Genomic DNA, 15,950 nt, shown 5'->3' with positions numbered 1-15,950 from the left:
CAGTTCGCTGTGCGTGCCGGTTAGTTCTGGGCCGTGCCGCCGCCGCCGGAAACTGAGCCGGCGTGAGCGGAGATCTTGTCGAAGAAGCCGTATTCGAGGGCTTCAGTTGCCGTGAACCACTTGTCACGGTCGTTGTCCTTCAGAATGGTTTCCACCGTCTGGCCGGTCTGCTCGGCTGTCAGTTCGGCCATGACCTTCTTCATGTGCAGGATCAGTTCGGCCTGGATCTTGATGTCAGAGGCAGTGCCGCCGATCCCGCCCGAGGGCTGGTGCATCAGGATACGGGCGTTCGGGGTGGCGTAGCGCTTCCCCTTGGTTCCGGAGGAGAGGAGGAACTGGCCCATGGAGGCAGCGAGTCCGGTGGCGACGGTGACAACGTCGTTCGGGATGAACTGCATGGTGTCGTAGATGGCCATGCCTGCCGTCACGGAACCGCCGGGCGAGTTGATGTAAAGGTAGATGTCCTTGTTCGGGTCCTCAGCGGACAGGAGCAGCAACTGCGAGCAAATGGCGTTTGCGTTCTCATCGCGGACCTCCGAGCCAAGCCAGATGATGCGCTCTTTCAGCAGGCGGTTGTAGATGTAATTGTCCTGGGCTGCCGGATCGACAGTTGCCATGCGGGGTGCCCCTGCTTGCTGTGACATATGTACTTACCTCTCGCTGGTGACGGTGACATCACTGAACTTCACTACTTGGACACTAACCGCTTTCACCGGCGTTTTGTTCGTCGGAATCGCGCTGTTCGCTGTCGGCGCACGATGACCCGGGCGTGCCGCGAAGCGGTCTTTTCCGGTGCGCCAGGGTTAAGCGCAGCGGCCCCCGGATCAGGGATCCGGGGGCCGCTGCTGGGCTGTTGTGACGCTGGCGTCAGACGCCGTCAGGCGTTAGAACTTGGCGGCTGCAGGATCTTCGCTGGGAGCGATCTCGGTGCCCTCTTCTGCCTCTTCGCCTTCGGTGGCGGCAGGTGCTTCCTCCTGGCCGGCGGGGCGGACGAAGTCGCTCAGGTCAACCTTGTTGCCCTCGGTGTCGGTGACCTCGGCCTGGCCGAGGACGACGGCCAGCGCCTTGCGGCGGCGGACCTCGGAAACCATCATGGGAACCTGCCCGCTCTGATCGATGATCTGGGCAAACTGGTTCGGGTCCATGCCGTACTGGCTGGCCGTGCTGACGATGTAGTCGATCAGCTCATTCTGGCTGACGCCCACTTCTTCCTTCTCGGCGATGGCGTCGAGGATGATCTCGTTCTGGAAGGCGCGCTCCGTGTTGGCCTTAACTTCGGCGCGGTGCTCTTCGGTGTCGTGCTCTCCCTCGCCGTGCGCGTTCTCAGCCTTGAAGTGCTGCTCAAGCTGCTCCTCGACGACCGACTCCGGAACGGGAACCTCGACGAGCTCCACCAGCTTGTCCAGGACCTTGTCGCGGGCCTCGACGCCCTGCTCGACGACCTTGGAGTCGGCTGCCTGCTTGGCGAGGTCCTCGCGCAGTTCGGCGAGGGTATCGAATTCGGAAGCCAGCTGGGCGAAGTCATCGTTGGCCTCAGGGAGTTCGCGCTCCTTGACAGCCTTCACCACGACCTTCACCTGGGCGGCCTGGCCGGCGTGGTCGCCGCCGACGAGGGTGGTGTCGAAGATGGCGTCTTCATCAATGCTCAGGCCGGTAACTGCCTCATCCAGGCCCTCGAGCATGGTGCCGGATCCGACCTGGTAGGACAGGCCCGATGCGGAATCGACCTCGGCGCCGTCGATGGACGCGGTGATATCGATGGTCAGGAAGTCGCCGTCGGCTGCCGGGCGGTCCACGGACTTCAGCGTGCCGAAGCGGCCGCGCAGCTCGTCCAAGGCCTTGTCGACGTCAGCGTCAGAGGATTCGGCAGCAGCAACCTCGACCTTGATGCCCGAGTAGTCCGGAAGCTCAATCTCGGGACGGACGTCAACCTCGGCATGGAACTTAAGTTCGCCGTCGGTGGCGGTCGGGTCCGGAACCTCGGTGATTTCAACCTCGGGACGGCTCAGCGGGCGGATGCCCGATTCCTGCACGGCAGCCTGGTACCAGCCGTTGAGGCCTTCGTTGATCGCGGTCTCCAGAACGTAGCCACGGCCAACGCGCTGGTCGATCAGCTTGGCGGGAACCTTGCCTTTACGGAAGCCAGGGACCTGGATCTGGGAAGCAACAGTCTTGTATGCCTCATCGATGCTGGGCTTCAATTCCTCAAAGGGGACCTCAACATTGAGCTTGACCCGCGTGGGGGTGAGGTTCTCGACAGCGCTCTTCACGGTCTAAGTACTCCTGGTTTGGTTGGTTGGTGTTCTGCAAAACGCGATTTCTGCCCAAGCCATCGGCCAAGGCCGCAGAGTCGGGGTGACAGGATTTGAACCTGCGACTTCCTGCTCCCAAAGCAGGTGCTCTAGCCAAGCTGAGCTACACCCCGTAACGCACAGGACAGTCTACGTTCATACCTGCCGGCTTTGCACATTTGACACCGGGGGCATGAATTAGGTTTAGTTATATCCGGCTTGAACAGTCACCCTGAAGATGTGCAGCGGCAACGCTGGCTTCCTCCGGGGACGTAGCTTAATGGTAAAGCCTCAGTCTTCCAAACTGATTACGCGGGTTCGATTCCCGTCGTCCCCTCTGCAAAGGGCCCCTCGGTGAGGGGCCCTTTTCTTTTTCAATGTAGCGCTGGTGCGCCCGCCCAGCTGCAACGGTTCCGCAGCCGGGCAGGCACCAGGATTATTGCGGGATCAGCACCGTAGCCATCAGGACTGCTGGCATGTCGGGCACCAGTACAACTTACGGCCGGCGTGCCCGGCCAATTCCACGGCTGTACCGCAGACTCGGCAGGGCTGCCCGTGGCGGCGGTAGACGAAATGCGCTTCCTCATTCGGAGGCAGCGAGCCAGGGTCACTCCAGTAGCCCGGCGTCGTGGTGATGATCCGGCCGTCGCGGACGCCATCGGCCATTACGGCTGCGGTGTCGTCCCAGAGGAGCGCGGCGGCGTCCGCTGAAAGCGCCCGGCCGGGCAGCAGCGGATCGATCTGTTGCCGGAACAGCACTTCGGCGCGGTAGACATTTCCGACGCCGGCAATCACCTTCTGGTCCATCAGCAGCGTCGCGATGGGGGTTCTTCGTGTGATGACCAAGCTAACGAAGTCCTCGCGCCCCCCGCGCCCGTCCCCGGCAGGACGTGCCGCGTGGCCCATGCCGGACGCCTGCAGCGGATCCGGGCCCAACCTCCGCAGGACTGTCGCCGCTTCAGCTTCCGTGATCGCTGCGCACGTGGTCGCACCGCGCAAATCTGCCCAGCCATGGTCGCTGGCCAAGCGCACGCGCACGGCTCCGACGGGTTCCGGCGGGCCCTCATAAACAGGTTCACCATCGGAGGCAGCCTCAGAAGGGGTGCCGGCAGCGGGCGTACCGCCGGGCACCTCCCGTTCCCCTACCCTGCGCGGCGCTCCGATGCTGGATGCTCCCTTGAATTCGCGGTCGCCGCCGAAGTCCCACGCGCCGTAGAGGCCGAGGTGGACGTGCAGCACCAGGCCGTGCTCGAAGCGCAGGAACAGGTGCTTGCCGTGGGCGTCCGAGCGCGTCAGTGTGTGGCCGTCCAGCAGGGCCGCCCCGGCGGAGAAGCGGCCCTGTGGGCTTGTGACGGCAAGCCGCCGGCCCGCGAACACGTCACGGAACTGGCGCGCGAGCCGGTGTATGGTATGCCCCTCGGGCACTACTCGACGACCTCGCCGGTGGTTTCGAAGGTGGCGATCTTGCCGATGCGGCGGATGTGGCGCTCGTCGTTGCTGAACGGTTCCTGCAGGAACGCCTCGATGAGTTCCGTCGCTTCCTCCACGCTGTGCTGCCTGCCGCCGACGGCCACCACGTTGGCGTCGTTGTGCTGCCGGGCCAGAACTGCGGTGGAGTGGTTCCAGGCGAGCGCCGCGCGGGCCCCCTTGACCTTGTTCGCTGCGATCTGCTCGCCGTTCCCTGAGCCGCCCAGCACGATGCCCAGGGCGTGCACGCCTGCCTGCTGGTCGGCCACAACGGCAAGCGTGGCGTTGATGCAGAACGACGGGTAGTCATCCAGGGCGTCGTATTCCTTGGGTCCGTGGTCCACCACTTCGTAGCCCTTGGCCGACAGATGGCTGACCAGATGGGCGCTCAGCTCCATGCCGGCGTGGTCAGTGGCGATGTGGACCCGCGGGAATGCAGGGGTTGTTGTCACGGTGGCTTCCGTTCAGTCATGAGCTCGGGGCGCGGCCGGGCTGGTACAGATCAAAATCGACAGCTCCCAGCGTACTAGGTGCTGGTTTGGCCATGACGCTGTCTTTACGCGTCCCCTTCGTCCTCGGAGGCAGGACGGCTGTCCTGCCGGGCGCGTGCGGCAACGCGTGTGAGGACTTCGGCGAGGCGGGCAGCAGAGGCGATGTTGCCGCCGCTTACGGCGAGCCTGTGGCCGTCGGTTTTGTGGACGACGACGGCGGGCCCGCTGCTCACCAGTACGGCGGCAGTTTCCCCGTGGTTGCGGTAGCCCCAGCCCCCGTAGTCGGCTGCGCGGACGTCTGCGGGGGCTGCGGCCGAAATCGCCCCGGCTGGAACATCGACGACGCGCAGTATCCCGGCGACGAAAACCCGCAGCCCACTGCGGTCGGCGGTGACGCGGGCAAACAGGAAAGCCGCGCCGATGATGGCAGCTGCCACGAGCAGGACACCCAGCCAGGGGACGGCAATCGCGATGAGCGAGGCCGGGAAGAGACTGGCGATTCCGATCATGACGAAGACGGAGCTGCGGGCGTGCACCCACAGCCTCATCGAGTCGGTGGCGAGTTCGGGATCAAGCTCCAACTCCAGCTCCCGCCGAAGCGCCCGGTCGTCCTCGGGCGTCCACTGCTGGTCAGCCTTGAAAACGAATCCCATGATGACGCCGAGCGCGAGGGCTGCGCCGCTTCCGGTAGACAGCACGATGAGGTCCACATGCGATTCCCGGGCGTCAGCCTCGCCCGCCTGCCCCACCATGCCTGCTGCGAGGACGGTGGTGACGAACAGGCTGAGCGTGAGTCCGGCGCCCATCATGATCCGCCGCATGAGGGTGGGCCGCGAGACGGGTACGGCCTGCAGGAGCACCAGCCAGCCGGCAGCGATGATCATGGCGGCGCCAACCCCTACATACGCGGCGAAGGGGGCAAAACTGATGCCGCCGCCGTCGTTCCATTGGATCGCCAGCGGTTCCGGAAGGTCAGGACGCAGCAGCACGGCGCTGAGTGCGAAGGCCGCGGCGAGCAGCACGGGAAACCCGACCGCGAAGCGCAGGGCCTTGACGTCCACCGAATCGAGGAACTTACCCATGCTTTAAAACTACTCCGGCTGAAGCGCCGCCGGGACTGGAAACGGCGTCCCTGCTGCTTGCCAAAGATCCGCCAGCTGAAACAATGGCTTCACAGTAACGACCCCCACCCTTTTGGAGGCACAACCTTGCCAGGCATGAACCTGACGCGCACCGAAGCACGTGAACGCGCCGACCTGATCGCCGTCGATTCCTATGACGTCAGCCTGGACCTCACGAGGGGAGAAAAAGTCTTCGGTGCCACAACCACCGTCAGGTTCAGCGCCGCCCCTGGATCCTCCACTTTCATTGACGCTGTCACCGAGACCGTCCACAGGGTGACGTTAAATGGGCGGGAGCTTGATCCGGCGGAGGTTTCGGACGGTGTCCGCATCCAACTGCCCGTCCTTGCCGCGCAGAACGAACTCACCGTGGTCGCCGATACGCCCTACATGAACACGGGCGAGGGGCTGCACCGCTTTGTTGACCCGGTGGACGGCGAGGTGTACCTGTACACCCAGTTCGAGGTGCCGGACTCACGCCGCATGTTCGCCGTGTTCGAACAGCCGGACCTCAAGGCCGCTTTCACGTTCCGGGTGACGGCGCCGTCGCACTGGGATGTCGTTTCCAACTCCCCCACCCCGGTTCCGGTGCAGACGTCTCCGGGTTCTGCCGGCGGTGCCCGTTCCATCTGGGAGTTCGCGCCAACGCCGCGGCTCTCTTCCTATGTGACCGCTTTGGTCGCCGGCCCCTACCAGTCGGTGCGCAGCGATGTCACCAGTTCGGATGGCCGCGTCATTCCGCTCGGCGTGTTTGCCCGCAAATCGCTGATGCAGTACCTGGACGCCGATAACATCTTTGAGCTCACGCGCCAAGGATTCGAGTTTTTCGAAGCGCAGTTCGGCTGCCCGTACCCGTTCGAGAAGTACGACCAACTCTTCGTGCCGGAATTCAATGCCGGCGCGATGGAAAACGCCGGCGCTGTGACCATCCTGGAGGGCTACGTCTTCCGCGGCAAGGTCCCGGAAGCCCAGGTGGAGCGCCGTGCCATCACCGTCCTGCATGAACTGGCGCACATGTGGTTCGGCGACCTCGTGACCATGCGCTGGTGGAATGACCTGTGGCTCAATGAGTCCTTCGCCGAGTACATGTCCCACCTCGCCGCCGTGGAAAGCACCAAGTTCCAGAGCGCCTGGACCACCTTCGCCTCCGTCGAGAAATCCTGGGCCTACCGCCAGGACCAGCTCCCCACCACGCACCCGATCTTCGCCGACATCAACGATCTTCACGATGTGGAGGTCAACTTCGACGGCATTACCTACGCCAAGGGTGCATCGGTACTGCGCCAGCTCGTGGCCTGGGTGGGTTCCGAGCAGTTCATGGCCGGCGTCCGGGAGTACTTCGGCAAGCATGCCTGGGGCAACACGGAACTGGCGGACCTGATGGCGGAACTGGAGAAAGCCAGCGGCCGAGACCTTGACCGGTGGGGCCGGCTCTGGCTCGAAACGGCCGGGGTAAACACGTTGCAGCCCGAGCTGACGGTGGATGCCGACGGCACGATCACCGACTTTGCCATCCTCCAGTCAGCCATCGCAGAACAGCCGACCCTGCGACCGCACCGCCTCGCCGTCGGGTTCTATGACGTCTCCGAGGACGGGAAGCTGGAGCGCGTCCACCGTGAGGAGCTCGACGTCGACGGCGAACGCACAGCAGTGCCTGCGCTCGCCGGACTGCGGCAGCCCGACCTGGTCCTCCTCAACGACGACGACCTCGCCTACGCCAAAGTCCGCCTGGACGGGAAGTCCCTGGCCACCGCCACGTTGCACCTGAAGGATTTCCGGGAGAGCCTGCCCCGCACGCTGGTCTGGGGTTCAGCCTGGGACGCGGCCCGCGACGGCGAGACCCCCGCACGCGGCTACGTGGACCTGATACTGGCCAACATCGCCGCGGAAAGCGATTCGTCCGTCATCCTGGTCCAGCTTCGGCAGCTTGCCACCACACTGACCTTTTATGTTGCGGAGCAGCACCGTGAACCCACGATCGTGTCGGCCGCGGACCGGCTCTGGGACTTGGCTGTTGCCGTGCCGGGAGGGTCCGATGCGCAGTTGCAGTTCGTGAAGTCGTACGCCCTGCTGGCCCGCAGTGAGCAGCAGCTCGACACTGTCGCCGGATTGCTGGACGGTTCAGCCACGCTCCCGGGCCTGACGGTGGACCAGGACCTGCGCTGGGAGCTCGTGGCCTCCCTTGTTGTGGGCGGCCGAATCGGCCAGGAACAGATCGACGCGGAACTGGAAAAGGACAACACGTCCAGTGGACAAAATGCTGCGGCGCTGGCCAAGGCAGCTATTCCGACCCCCGAAGCGAAGGCAGCGGCCTGGGAGTCGATCGTTGTCATTGGTGATCTCTCCAACGCCATCCAGGCCTCGGCGGTCGCCGGCTTCACGCGCGTGTTGGATACCGCGCTGCTCGAGCCGTACTCGGAAAAGTACTTCCAGGCAGTCCCCGGGATCGTCGCGGAGCGCACCCACGCGCTGGCGCAGCAGATCGTCCTCGGGCTCTACCCGGCCCAGCTGACCACTCAGGAGACCATCGACCGCACCGACGCGTTCCTCGCGGCGCTCCCGGAGGAGAGCGCGGCGCTGCGCCGGATGATGCTCGAAAACCGCGACGGCGTAGCCCGGGCGCTGCGGGCACGCGCGGCTGACGTCTGAGCCGGCGCCATGGCCCTTGGCGAGCATCACTATGCGCTGACCGTACGCTGGACCGGCAACCTCGGAACGGGCACGTCGTCCTACCGGGACTATTCCCGTGACCACGACATCGAAATCCCGGGCCTGCCGGTCCTTAAGGGCTCTGCCGACCCCACCTTCCACGGCGACCGTACGCGGTACAACCCGGAGCAGCTGCTGCTCACGGCGCTCGCACAGTGCCACATGCTGTCCTTCCTGCATGTCGCAGTGAAGCACGGGGTTGTGGTGATGTCCTACGAGGACAACGCCACCGGGATGCTGCGGCTCAACCGGGACGGCAGTGGGCAGTTCGAGACCGTGACGCTCCGACCCCGCGTCGTGGTGGCGGACCCCGCGCACGTCGCGCTGGCCGAGGAGATGCACCGGCAGGCCAACGCGGTGTGTTTCATCGCCCGCAGCGTAAACTTCCCCGTGCTGCACCTTCCCCATACCACACCCGCGGAGCGCCAGCTGCCCGCTCAGTCCGGCTAGGCTTAATAGGGAAACAGAGACCGGCACCCGGTGAACCACAAGGAGCAATCCCTACTGATGTACAGCATGTTTACAACGCCTACGGCCTCGCTTGAGCCCGCGGGCTTCAACGTTGCCGGAATCGCGATCAGCCTCGGCGCAGGCATTCTCCTGTGGCTGTTGGCAACGTACGTGATCTCACGGATCACCAAGCGGGTCGCCAGCGGAACTACGCTGTTCAAAAAGCCCCACTTCCGCTGGGTCGCCCCCGCCCTGCGCGCTCTCGACCATGAGCGCCGCGCCCAGCGGGCCAGGACCATCGGGTCGCTGCTGAACAGCGTTGTGGGCGTGGTCCTCGCCGTCATTACCAGTATTTATGTCCTGAAGAACCTCGACGTCGACGTCGCGCCGCTGCTGACCAGCGTCGGAATTTTCGGTATCGCCATCGGTTTCGGTGCCCAGCAGCTCATCCGCGACTTCCTGGCCGGCATCTTCATCACCATCGAGGACCAGTACGGCATCGGTGACGTCATCGAGACCAGCGAAGTGGTGGGCGTGGTGGAATCCATCGGGTTGCGGATCACCCGCGTCCGGGACGAAAACGGCGCCATCTGGTACCTCCGCAACGGCGAGATCCTCCGCGTGGGCAACCGCTCGCAGGGCAACTACGTACCTCCGGCAGAGGAGCCGGGCGCCGGGCCGCTGGAAGCGGAAGCACAGCACGGACCGCAGCAAAAGGCCGGAGAATAGCCATGACCCTTCCCACACCATCCGAACCCAATGCGCCCCGGCAGCTGATGCGCAACGATCCCTTCAGCCAGCCGGGGTACACCGACAACTTCTACGACGCCGTGGGCGGCCACGAAAGCTTCGTAAAGCTCATCGACGTCTTCTACGACGGCGTGGCCACGGACCCGCTGCTGCGGCCAATGTATCCCGAAGAGGACCTCGGCCCTGCGAAGCGGCGGTTCCTGATGTTCCTGGAGCAGTACTGGGGCGGGCCCACGACGTACGGGGAAGAGCGCGGACACCCGCGGCTGCGGATGCGCCACATGCCGTTCCGCGTCACGCCCGAGGCGAAGGACCGCTGGCTGCACCACATGCGTACGGCCGTGGACTCACTTGAGCTGCCGCCGCTGTACGAAGGCACTCTCTGGGACTACATGGAACGCGCTGCGCTCTCCATGGTCAACAGCCCGTCGGATTCCTGATCCCGGCTTAGCGCTGCTTTTGCACTCCTAGAGCAGGCCGGCGCCCGTCCGGGCCAGGACGTGCCCGCGGCTGCCGCTGAGGCGGAACCACCGCCCCGCACGATACAGGCGCTGCTCGTCACTGCCCAGGAACCCGAGCGCAAGGGCCGCGAAGGCTGCACCGGCGGGAAGTCCGGAACGGCCTTCCAACTCCCGTCCCCATACGGTGGCGCGGGCGTTGTTCACAATCAGTGCTCCCGGATTGTCCGGCACTATTTCTGCCACCTCTGACATGCCGGCCTCGGCGGCCCGCCGCAGTTCATCATCGGGAACAGAGCCAATCAGCTCCCAGCCACCGCGCGGCGCTCCCACGCCCGCCCAGGATTCAGTGACCGTCGACGGCGGAACCGGCAGTTCGGCGTCCTTCTCCCCTGCCCGGGCGAGCCGGTCCAGGACAGCCGCCAGCGGCACGGTCACGTCGACCGCGGACGGTTCGGCGAGGCCGATGGTCCGCAGGCCGAGGATGGTCGGTGTGGACTCCCCCAGGATCCGGGGCCGAAGGATGCAGACGTAGGCCGCCAGGACCTGGCCCGCACCTTGGAGGCGTATGGCGCCGTCGTCGATGGCCTTGGCGCGCGTGGCGAAGGTGCGCAGGTCGGCCAGATCGCGGGGATCTGCGAAACGGAAGGACTGGGTGAGGAGATCGGACACATCAAGAACACTACCGGGTGCGTCCGGTTGAGCGCTGCCGGGGCGACGTCTAGAGTCAAACCATGACTGAAGCGGACGCCGGATTGCAGGAACTGCCTACGAATGACCCCACGACGTCACTGATCGAACTGCTCAATCTTGGTGAACTTGAGGGCGCCCGGACGGACGAAGACATCTTCATGGGCCCGTCCCAGCGCCAGCCGCACCAGCGTGTGTTCGGCGGCCAGGTGCTCGCACAGGCACTGATAGCGGGAATGCGCACTGTGGATCCGGACCGCCCGGTGCATTCCATGCACGGCTACTTCCTGCGGCCCGGGGACGCAGACAAGCCCATCACGTTCGGCGTGCAGCGGCTGCGGGACGGCCGGTCCTTCTCTGCTCGTCGGGTCCACGCGTACCAGGACGGTACGCCGATCCTGTCCATGATCGCCTCCTTCCAGGCGGAGGACGAGGGTGTGGAGCACCAGTCGGAAATGCCTCAGGGAATCCCCGATCCTGAGTCTCTGCCCAGCACGGCCGATCTGCTGGGAAAATTTGACCACCCCGTGGCGCGGCACTGGTCCTATGAGCGGCCCTTTGACATCCGGCACGTGAACCCGGCCCTGTATGTCGCGGCCACCGGCAAAAAGGAAGCCCGCAACGCCGTCTGGATGAAGACCTTCAGCCGCATGCCGGACGACGCCAACCTCCACCGCGCGGCCCTCGCCTACGCCAGCGATTACACGCTGCTCGAATCGATCCTCCGCAAGCACGGGCTGAGCTGGATCACGCCCGGGATGAGCGTAGCGAGCCTGGACCACGCGATGTGGTGGCACCGGCCAGTGCGGGTGGACGAGTGGCTGCTCTATGTCCAGGAATCACCCAGCGCCCAGGGTGCCCGGGGGCTGGCCACCGGCAAGATCTTCAACCGCGAGGGGCTGCACGTCGCATCCGTGGCACAGGAAGGCATGGTCCGGGTGCCGACCGACTTCAAAAGCAAGGTGGCCGGGGCTTTCCAATCCAAAGTCCTGCAACACCAGATGCGCCGGGGCTGAGCAGCCCCGGCATTCCCGGTCTGGGGCACAGGCTTGTGGTCCCGGCAGGTTCTTGGCCCCGGACAGCTTCTTGGCCCCGGACAGGCGAAAGGCCGGTTCCCCTTTGAACAGGTCCCCGCAAGTAAGGACTGATTTCGCAATCCACCTTTGGGAACCGGTTCACTTCGGGAACCGGCCTTTGCCGTTGCACCTCTTGGTGCGGGCTAACGACTTAGTCGCGGGTCAGGCGGCGGTGCGTGACGCGGTGCGGCTTGGCGGCGTCGGGACCGAGCCGCTCCACCTTGTTTTCCTCGTAGGATTCGAAGTTGCCCTCGAACCAGTACCACTTCGACGGGTTCTCGTCATCGCCTTCGTAGGCCAGGATGTGGGTGGCGACCCGGTCCAGGAACCAGCGGTCGTGCGAAACCACCACGGCGCAGCCCGGGAATTCGAGCAGGGCGTTTTCGAGGCTGCTGAGGGTTTCGACATCCAGGTCGTTTGTCGGTTCGTCGAGGAGCAGCAGGTTGCCGCCCTGTTTGAGGGTCAGCGCCAGGTTCAGCCGGTTGCGCTCACCGCCTGAGAGGACTCCTGCCTTCTTCTGCTGGTCCGGGCCTTTGAAGCCGAAGGCGGCGACGTAGGCGCGGGACGGCATTTCGACGTTACCGACCTGGATGAAGTCGAGACCGTCGGACACTACCTCCCACAAGGTCTTGTTCGGGTCGATGCCGCCGCGGCTCTGGTCTGCGTAGGAGATCTTGACGGAGTCGCCAATCTTCAACTCGCCGCCATCGAGCGGCTCAAGGCCCACGATGGTCTTGAACAGCGTCGACTTGCCCACGCCGTTGGGGCCGATGACGCCGACAATGCCGTTGCGGGGCAGGGAGAAGGACAGCCCGTCGATCAGGACGCGGTCATCGAAGCCCTTCTGCAAGTTCCTGGCTTCCAGGACCAGACCGCCCAGGCGCGGTCCCGGCGGAATCTGGATCTCCTCGAAGTCCAGCTTCCTGGTGCGGTCAGCCTCCGCCGCCATCTCCTCGTAGCGGGCCAGGCGGGCCTTTGACTTGGTCTGGCGGCCCTTGGCGTTGGAGCGCACCCATTCGAGTTCCTCGGAGAGGCGCTTGGCCTGCTTGGCGTCCTTCTTGCCCTGGATTTCAAGGCGGGCGCGCTTCTTCTCCAGGTATGTGGAGTAGTTGCCCTCGTAGGGATACAGGTGACCGCGGTCGACTTCTGCAATCCACTCGGCCACGTGGTCCAGGAAGTACCGGTCGTGGGTGACCGCCAGGACGGCGCCGGCGTAGGTGGACAGGTGCTGTTCCAGCCACAGCACGCTCTCGGCGTCGAGGTGGTTGGTGGGCTCGTCGAGGAGCAGCAGGTCGGGCTTTTGCAGCAGCAGTTTGCAGAGCGCGACGCGACGGCGCTCACCGCCGGACAGCAGCGTGACATCGGCGTCGGCCGGCGGGCAGCGGAGCGCGTCCATGGCCTGCTCGAGCTGGGAATCAAGATCCCAGGCGTCGGCGGCGTCAATAGCTTCCTGGAGGTGGCCCATCTCCTCCAGCAGCGCGTCGTAGTCGGCGTCCGGGCTGGCCATCTCCTCGGAGATTTCGTTGAACCGCTGGATCTTGCCGTAGATCTCGCCAACGCCTTCCTGGACGTTGCCTAGGACGGTTTTTTCCTCGTTCAGCGGCGGTTCCTGGAGCAGGATGCCAACCGTGTAGCCGGGACTCAGCCGGGCCTCGCCGTTCGAGGGTGTGTCCAGCCCTGCCATGATCTTAAGGATGGTGGACTTACCGGCACCGTTGGGGCCAACCACGCCGATCTTGGCACCCGGGAAGAACGACATGCTGACGTCGTTAAGAATAAGTTTTTCACCAACAGCCTTACGGGCCTTGGTCATTGTGTAGATAAATTCCGCCATAGTTCCAAATCTAGTGGGTTGGCGGTGATATCTCACATTCCGTGCTCACCCGCCGGCTCCGACGAAACACTTCCCGCCCGCGAGGACGGGCAGCACCGTCACTGTTACCTTGCCGTCGCGGATCTGGCCTATGACGCAGTCGCGTCCGTGGGCTGCTGCGGCTTCGATCGAATCGACATCGAGGCCTGTCGGTGTCTTGCCGGCAGAAACCTCAAGGGTGGCGGCAGGGAATCCTGCCGCCGTTAGTGCCTGCCTGATCTGCTCCGTTCCGGGTTTCGGGGTCCCTGCTGCTACGGCGGCCAGCGTGTCCGTCATCTTCTTCTGCGCCGCGGTCAATGCCCCTCCCGCCGCCGCAGTGGGAGTTGCCGCTGCTGTTGAAGCCCCCGCACCGTGTGCCGCTCCCGGTGCCGCGCCGGGCTGGCCTGCTGCGGTGGTCTGAACTGATGCGGTGGTCTGACCTGGTCCTGCATCCGTCGTGGTGTCCGCCCCTGGCTGGGGGGTGACTCCGGAACTGCATGCTGCCAATCCAGCGAGCAACAGCCCTGTTGCAAAGATGCGGAGGGAGATGCTCCTGATCCGGAAGCGGGCGGAGCCCCGGGGGCGGACGGCGTTAGGATCGGTCTTGAGCTTAGGGTATGCCTCGGGTGGGGTCACGCTGCCATTGTGCCATGCGGCACCGCAGGGGGTACGGTGCCGCACGTTCCGGCGGTCAGGCTGCGGCTCCGGTGAGCTCGCCCGTGTCGGAGTCGAGCTGGAGGGGATCGCCGGTGGTGTCATCGACGAAAACACCGGCAGCAGAGTCGTCGTCTCCTTCGTCGTCAGTCAGCGGGTCATCGCCGTCAGGGGAGCCCGAATCGAAACCAGGCCCTCCAGCGCTCTCCCCGGCCGCCACCGCAGCGGCCGGTTGCCCTTTGTTGCCGGCGTTCCGCGTGTAATTGGCGGAACCCCACATCAGGTCATGCCCGACCGATTCGGCGTCTATCTCGACAGCGTGATAGATCCTGCCCTCCTTTTCCCAGCTGCGCAGCTTCAGCCGTCCGACGATGATGACGCGCTGCCCCTTCTTAACGCTGCACCCCATGTTTCCGGCCAGTTGCCGATAACCCTGGACGGTGAACCAGTTGGTGTGGCCGTCCACCCACGTGTTGCTGGAACGGTCGTAGCGGCGCTCTGTGGAGCCGAGGCGGAAGGAGGCAGTGGCGACGCCGCCGGATGTGGTGGAGCTCCTGATCTCCGTGGCCACGAAGCCCCGGACCGTAATGTTGTCACTCATCTTGGTGTCCTGTCTCGAAGTGTCTTGCCCTAGCAGGCACTTCCAGCATCAACCGCCGACGCGACTGCGGGGAGGCAGGCAGTGCTGTATGTGGATAACCGAAACGTTTCTGCCCGGTGCCGCCGTCGGGCCAGTAGGCAATGTAGACTTTTTGAGGCACCCGGAAAGCCGGGAAACCAGTTGCCTCAGTAGCTCAGGGGATAGAGCAGCGGCCTTCTAATCCGCCGGTCGGGGGTTCGATTCCCTCCTGGGGCACACTGTGATGTCTCGGAACATCGACTACAGATGTTCAGAGGCATCACCGACACCCCGGTCTGCGGACCGGGGTGTTTTTGTTTGTCGGGACTGTTTACGAGAGGCGTCAAGCAACAGCTACTAAGGACTGTCGGCTGGCCCTTCAGTACGGGACAGCGGAAGGTCCATGAACTCATACAGCTCCCGCCATGCGTTATCCAGCCGCAGCTCCGCAAGGACAAGTTCCTCCTTGCCGGGTGCAACGCCATCCTTTGCGCCTTGTCGTAACGCCAAGACCTCGTGGTACAGCGCATCCACACGGGCCAGCTGCTCTCTAAATTCGTCATCATCAGCCATGGGAAAAGACTAGTCCTCAGGGGGATTGCGGCCCATCACCAAACTCCCTTCCTGCGGACGACCACGCCGATGATGCGAAGCATACTTACTAATCTGCCGAAACATGCCTAGGATCGATCTAGGACCCGGCGGACTGCTGTTCTGAAGTGCTGATGCCGGGTCCTGAACCCCGCACCGCGGGCAGAACTTGGGAAGGAGTCACCGACATGTCGCAGAGTGGATCCGAGCGGGACCCGTTCGAGCAGGACCGGCCGGGACGGAAGGCCCCTGATGCAACCCCTGGCCCTCCCCTGCCCGCAGATGGCCGGCCTTCGGCCGGCGGTGAAGGGCAGCTCAGGCCTGGCACCGCGGCGCTGCCGGACTACAAGGGCACCCCGCCGCCGCCCGCCGGCGACACCCGTCGTCCGGTCACGCGGGCAGGCATGATCTGGGCAGCGGTCGCGTCCGCACTGGTCGTGCTCGTGCTGCTCATCATTTTCATCCTGCAGAACCAGGTGTTGGTGCAGGTCAAGTTCTTCGGGCTGGAGGGCGTCGTGTCCCTTGGCCTCGCCCTGTTCATCGCGGCAGTGGCCGGCGGTGTGTTAGTGGCCATGGCCGGGGCGGCCCGGATCATCCAGCTTCGCGCGGCAGATCACCGGCGGCGTGTTGCCGAGATGCGCAGGCGCTGAACAGCAGCGGAAAACCACCGCCAGGAAGCAGACCGCGGCCGCGTGGGAATCGTAGGGTATCCCACCGCCGGCGCTTCGTGA

At 64.7% G+C, this 15,950-nt stretch carries 16 protein-coding genes and 3 tRNA genes; 8 read left to right on the top strand and 11 right to left on the bottom strand.

What is annotated here, in order from left to right; all coding sequences use genetic code 11:
* Positions 1 to 20: 20 nt before the first annotated feature.
* The 3 genes from M1E01_RS08255 to M1E01_RS08245 all read right to left on the bottom strand — a co-directional run bounded on the left by M1E01_RS08255 (position 21) and on the right by M1E01_RS08245 (position 2,425).
* Positions 21 to 617 (bottom strand): ATP-dependent Clp protease proteolytic subunit, encoded by a 597-nt coding sequence (locus M1E01_RS08255; RefSeq protein WP_457974554.1) that lies wholly within the window; start codon positions 615 to 617, stop codon positions 21 to 23.
* 267 nt (positions 618 to 884) lie between these two features.
* Entirely contained in the window at positions 885 to 2,270 is a 1,386-nt protein-coding gene (gene tig, locus M1E01_RS08250; RefSeq protein ID WP_457974553.1) for a trigger factor, read from the bottom strand.
* Positions 2,271 to 2,350: 80 nt separating this feature from the next.
* Positions 2,351 to 2,425, bottom strand: a tRNA-Pro gene (locus M1E01_RS08245).
* A gap of 132 nt (positions 2,426 to 2,557) precedes the next feature.
* On the opposite strand from M1E01_RS08245, the gene M1E01_RS08240 reads away from it, so the two are divergent.
* Positions 2,558 to 2,628, top strand: a tRNA-Gly gene (locus tag M1E01_RS08240).
* 125 nt (positions 2,629 to 2,753) lie between these two features.
* On the opposite strand, the gene M1E01_RS08235 is transcribed toward M1E01_RS08240, so the two are convergent.
* The 3 genes from M1E01_RS08235 to M1E01_RS08225 form a co-directional block, all read right to left on the bottom strand.
* Positions 2,754 to 3,716: an Fpg/Nei family DNA glycosylase gene (locus M1E01_RS08235; RefSeq protein WP_457974552.1), complete on the bottom strand. Its 963-nt coding sequence runs from the start codon at positions 3,714 to 3,716 to the stop codon at positions 2,754 to 2,756.
* Positions 3,716 to 4,210 carry a ribose-5-phosphate isomerase gene (locus tag M1E01_RS08230; RefSeq protein WP_457974551.1) on the bottom strand — a complete coding sequence of 165 codons (495 nt, stop codon included), beginning with the start codon at positions 4,208 to 4,210 and terminating at the stop codon, positions 3,716 to 3,718. Before M1E01_RS08230 ends, M1E01_RS08235 begins: the two co-directional genes overlap by 1 nt.
* 104 nt (positions 4,211 to 4,314) lie before the next feature.
* The gene (locus M1E01_RS08225; protein ID WP_457974550.1) at positions 4,315 to 5,331 is read right to left on the bottom strand and encodes a hypothetical protein; all 1,017 of its coding nucleotides are present in this window, start codon (positions 5,329 to 5,331) and stop codon (positions 4,315 to 4,317) included.
* 135 nt (positions 5,332 to 5,466) lie between these two features.
* Here M1E01_RS08225 and pepN point away from each other — a divergent pair, with 135 nt between their 5' ends.
* From pepN to M1E01_RS08205, 4 genes are read left to right on the top strand one after another with little or no spacing between them, the layout of a single operon-like run.
* Positions 5,467 to 8,019 (top strand): aminopeptidase N, encoded by a 2,553-nt coding sequence (gene pepN / locus M1E01_RS08220; RefSeq protein WP_457974549.1) that lies wholly within the window; start codon positions 5,467 to 5,469, stop codon positions 8,017 to 8,019.
* A gap of 9 nt (positions 8,020 to 8,028) precedes the next feature.
* Positions 8,029 to 8,529 carry an OsmC family protein gene (locus tag M1E01_RS08215; protein ID WP_457974548.1) on the top strand — a complete coding sequence of 167 codons (501 nt, stop codon included), beginning with the start codon at positions 8,029 to 8,031 and terminating at the stop codon, positions 8,527 to 8,529.
* A 57-nt stretch (positions 8,530 to 8,586) separates the two neighbouring features.
* On the top strand, positions 8,587 to 9,258 hold the full coding sequence (locus M1E01_RS08210; protein ID WP_457974547.1) for a mechanosensitive ion channel family protein: 672 nt from the start codon (positions 8,587 to 8,589) through the stop codon (positions 9,256 to 9,258).
* Positions 9,259 to 9,260: 2 nt separating this feature from the next.
* Positions 9,261 to 9,719 carry a globin gene (locus tag M1E01_RS08205; protein ID WP_457974546.1) on the top strand — a complete coding sequence of 153 codons (459 nt, stop codon included), beginning with the start codon at positions 9,261 to 9,263 and terminating at the stop codon, positions 9,717 to 9,719.
* 27 nt (positions 9,720 to 9,746) lie between these two features.
* On the opposite strand, the gene M1E01_RS08200 is transcribed toward M1E01_RS08205, so the two are convergent.
* Positions 9,747 to 10,409 (bottom strand): hypothetical protein, encoded by a 663-nt coding sequence (locus M1E01_RS08200; RefSeq protein ID WP_457974545.1) that lies wholly within the window; start codon positions 10,407 to 10,409, stop codon positions 9,747 to 9,749.
* Positions 10,410 to 10,471: 62 nt separating this feature from the next.
* Here M1E01_RS08200 and M1E01_RS08195 point away from each other — a divergent pair, with 62 nt between their 5' ends.
* Complete coding sequence (locus M1E01_RS08195; protein WP_457974544.1) at positions 10,472 to 11,443, top strand: acyl-CoA thioesterase; 972 nt, start codon at positions 10,472 to 10,474, stop codon at positions 11,441 to 11,443.
* Between the two features lie 211 nt (positions 11,444 to 11,654).
* Here M1E01_RS08195 and ettA read toward each other — a convergent pair whose 3' ends face one another.
* Genes ettA through M1E01_RS08180 form a run of 3 tightly spaced genes read right to left on the bottom strand, consistent with a single transcriptional unit; the run spans position 11,655 to position 14,610 of the window.
* Positions 11,655 to 13,337 (bottom strand): energy-dependent translational throttle protein EttA, encoded by a 1,683-nt coding sequence (ettA, locus tag M1E01_RS08190; protein ID WP_457974543.1) that lies wholly within the window; start codon positions 13,335 to 13,337, stop codon positions 11,655 to 11,657.
* A 45-nt stretch (positions 13,338 to 13,382) separates the two neighbouring features.
* Positions 13,383 to 13,991, bottom strand: coding sequence for a DUF6993 domain-containing protein (locus M1E01_RS08185; protein WP_457974542.1), 609 nt, complete (start codon positions 13,989 to 13,991; stop codon positions 13,383 to 13,385).
* A gap of 55 nt (positions 13,992 to 14,046) precedes the next feature.
* Positions 14,047 to 14,610, bottom strand: a complete 564-nt coding sequence (locus M1E01_RS08180) for a single-stranded DNA-binding protein (protein ID WP_457974541.1) — start codon at positions 14,608 to 14,610, stop codon at positions 14,047 to 14,049.
* 182 nt (positions 14,611 to 14,792) lie between these two features.
* Between M1E01_RS08180 and M1E01_RS08175 the strand changes: the two genes are divergently transcribed.
* Positions 14,793 to 14,865 (top strand) — tRNA-Arg (locus M1E01_RS08175).
* Between the two features lie 120 nt (positions 14,866 to 14,985).
* On the opposite strand, the gene M1E01_RS08170 is transcribed toward M1E01_RS08175, so the two are convergent.
* A complete protein-coding gene (locus M1E01_RS08170) occupies positions 14,986 to 15,201 on the bottom strand; it encodes a hypothetical protein (protein WP_457974540.1) in 216 nt (71 codons plus the stop codon).
* Positions 15,202 to 15,407: 206 nt separating this feature from the next.
* Between M1E01_RS08170 and M1E01_RS08165 the strand changes: the two genes are divergently transcribed.
* Positions 15,408 to 15,869, top strand: coding sequence for a LapA family protein (locus M1E01_RS08165; protein ID WP_457974539.1), 462 nt, complete (start codon positions 15,408 to 15,410; stop codon positions 15,867 to 15,869).
* Positions 15,870 to 15,950 lie beyond the last annotated feature (81 nt).

Source organism: Arthrobacter sp. D1-17, from assembly GCF_054130535.1.
Note: the sequence above shows the minus strand (reverse complement) of the source record. Positions and strands in the feature narration are given on the sequence as shown.

Coding starts and splice junctions, on each gene's coding strand:
- M1E01_RS08195 (WP_457974544.1), top strand. CDS start 10,472: ATGACTGAAGCGGACGCCGGATTGCAGGAACTGCCTACGAATGACCCC.
- M1E01_RS08180 (WP_457974541.1), bottom strand. CDS start 14,610: ATGAGTGACAACATTACGGTCCGGGGCTTCGTGGCCACGGAGATCAGG.
- M1E01_RS08210 (WP_457974547.1), top strand. CDS start 8,587: ATGTACAGCATGTTTACAACGCCTACGGCCTCGCTTGAGCCCGCGGGC.
- pepN (WP_457974549.1), top strand. CDS start 5,467: ATGAACCTGACGCGCACCGAAGCACGTGAACGCGCCGACCTGATCGCC.
- M1E01_RS08170 (WP_457974540.1), bottom strand. CDS start 15,201: ATGGCTGATGATGACGAATTTAGAGAGCAGCTGGCCCGTGTGGATGCG.
- M1E01_RS08205 (WP_457974546.1), top strand. CDS start 9,261: ATGACCCTTCCCACACCATCCGAACCCAATGCGCCCCGGCAGCTGATG.
- ettA (WP_457974543.1), bottom strand. CDS start 13,337: ATGGCGGAATTTATCTACACAATGACCAAGGCCCGTAAGGCTGTTGGT.
- M1E01_RS08255 (WP_457974554.1), bottom strand. CDS start 617: ATGGCAACTGTCGATCCGGCAGCCCAGGACAATTACATCTACAACCGC.
- M1E01_RS08165 (WP_457974539.1), top strand. CDS start 15,408: ATGTCGCAGAGTGGATCCGAGCGGGACCCGTTCGAGCAGGACCGGCCG.
- M1E01_RS08215 (WP_457974548.1), top strand. CDS start 8,029: ATGGCCCTTGGCGAGCATCACTATGCGCTGACCGTACGCTGGACCGGC.
- M1E01_RS08225 (WP_457974550.1), bottom strand. CDS start 5,331: ATGGGTAAGTTCCTCGATTCGGTGGACGTCAAGGCCCTGCGCTTCGCG.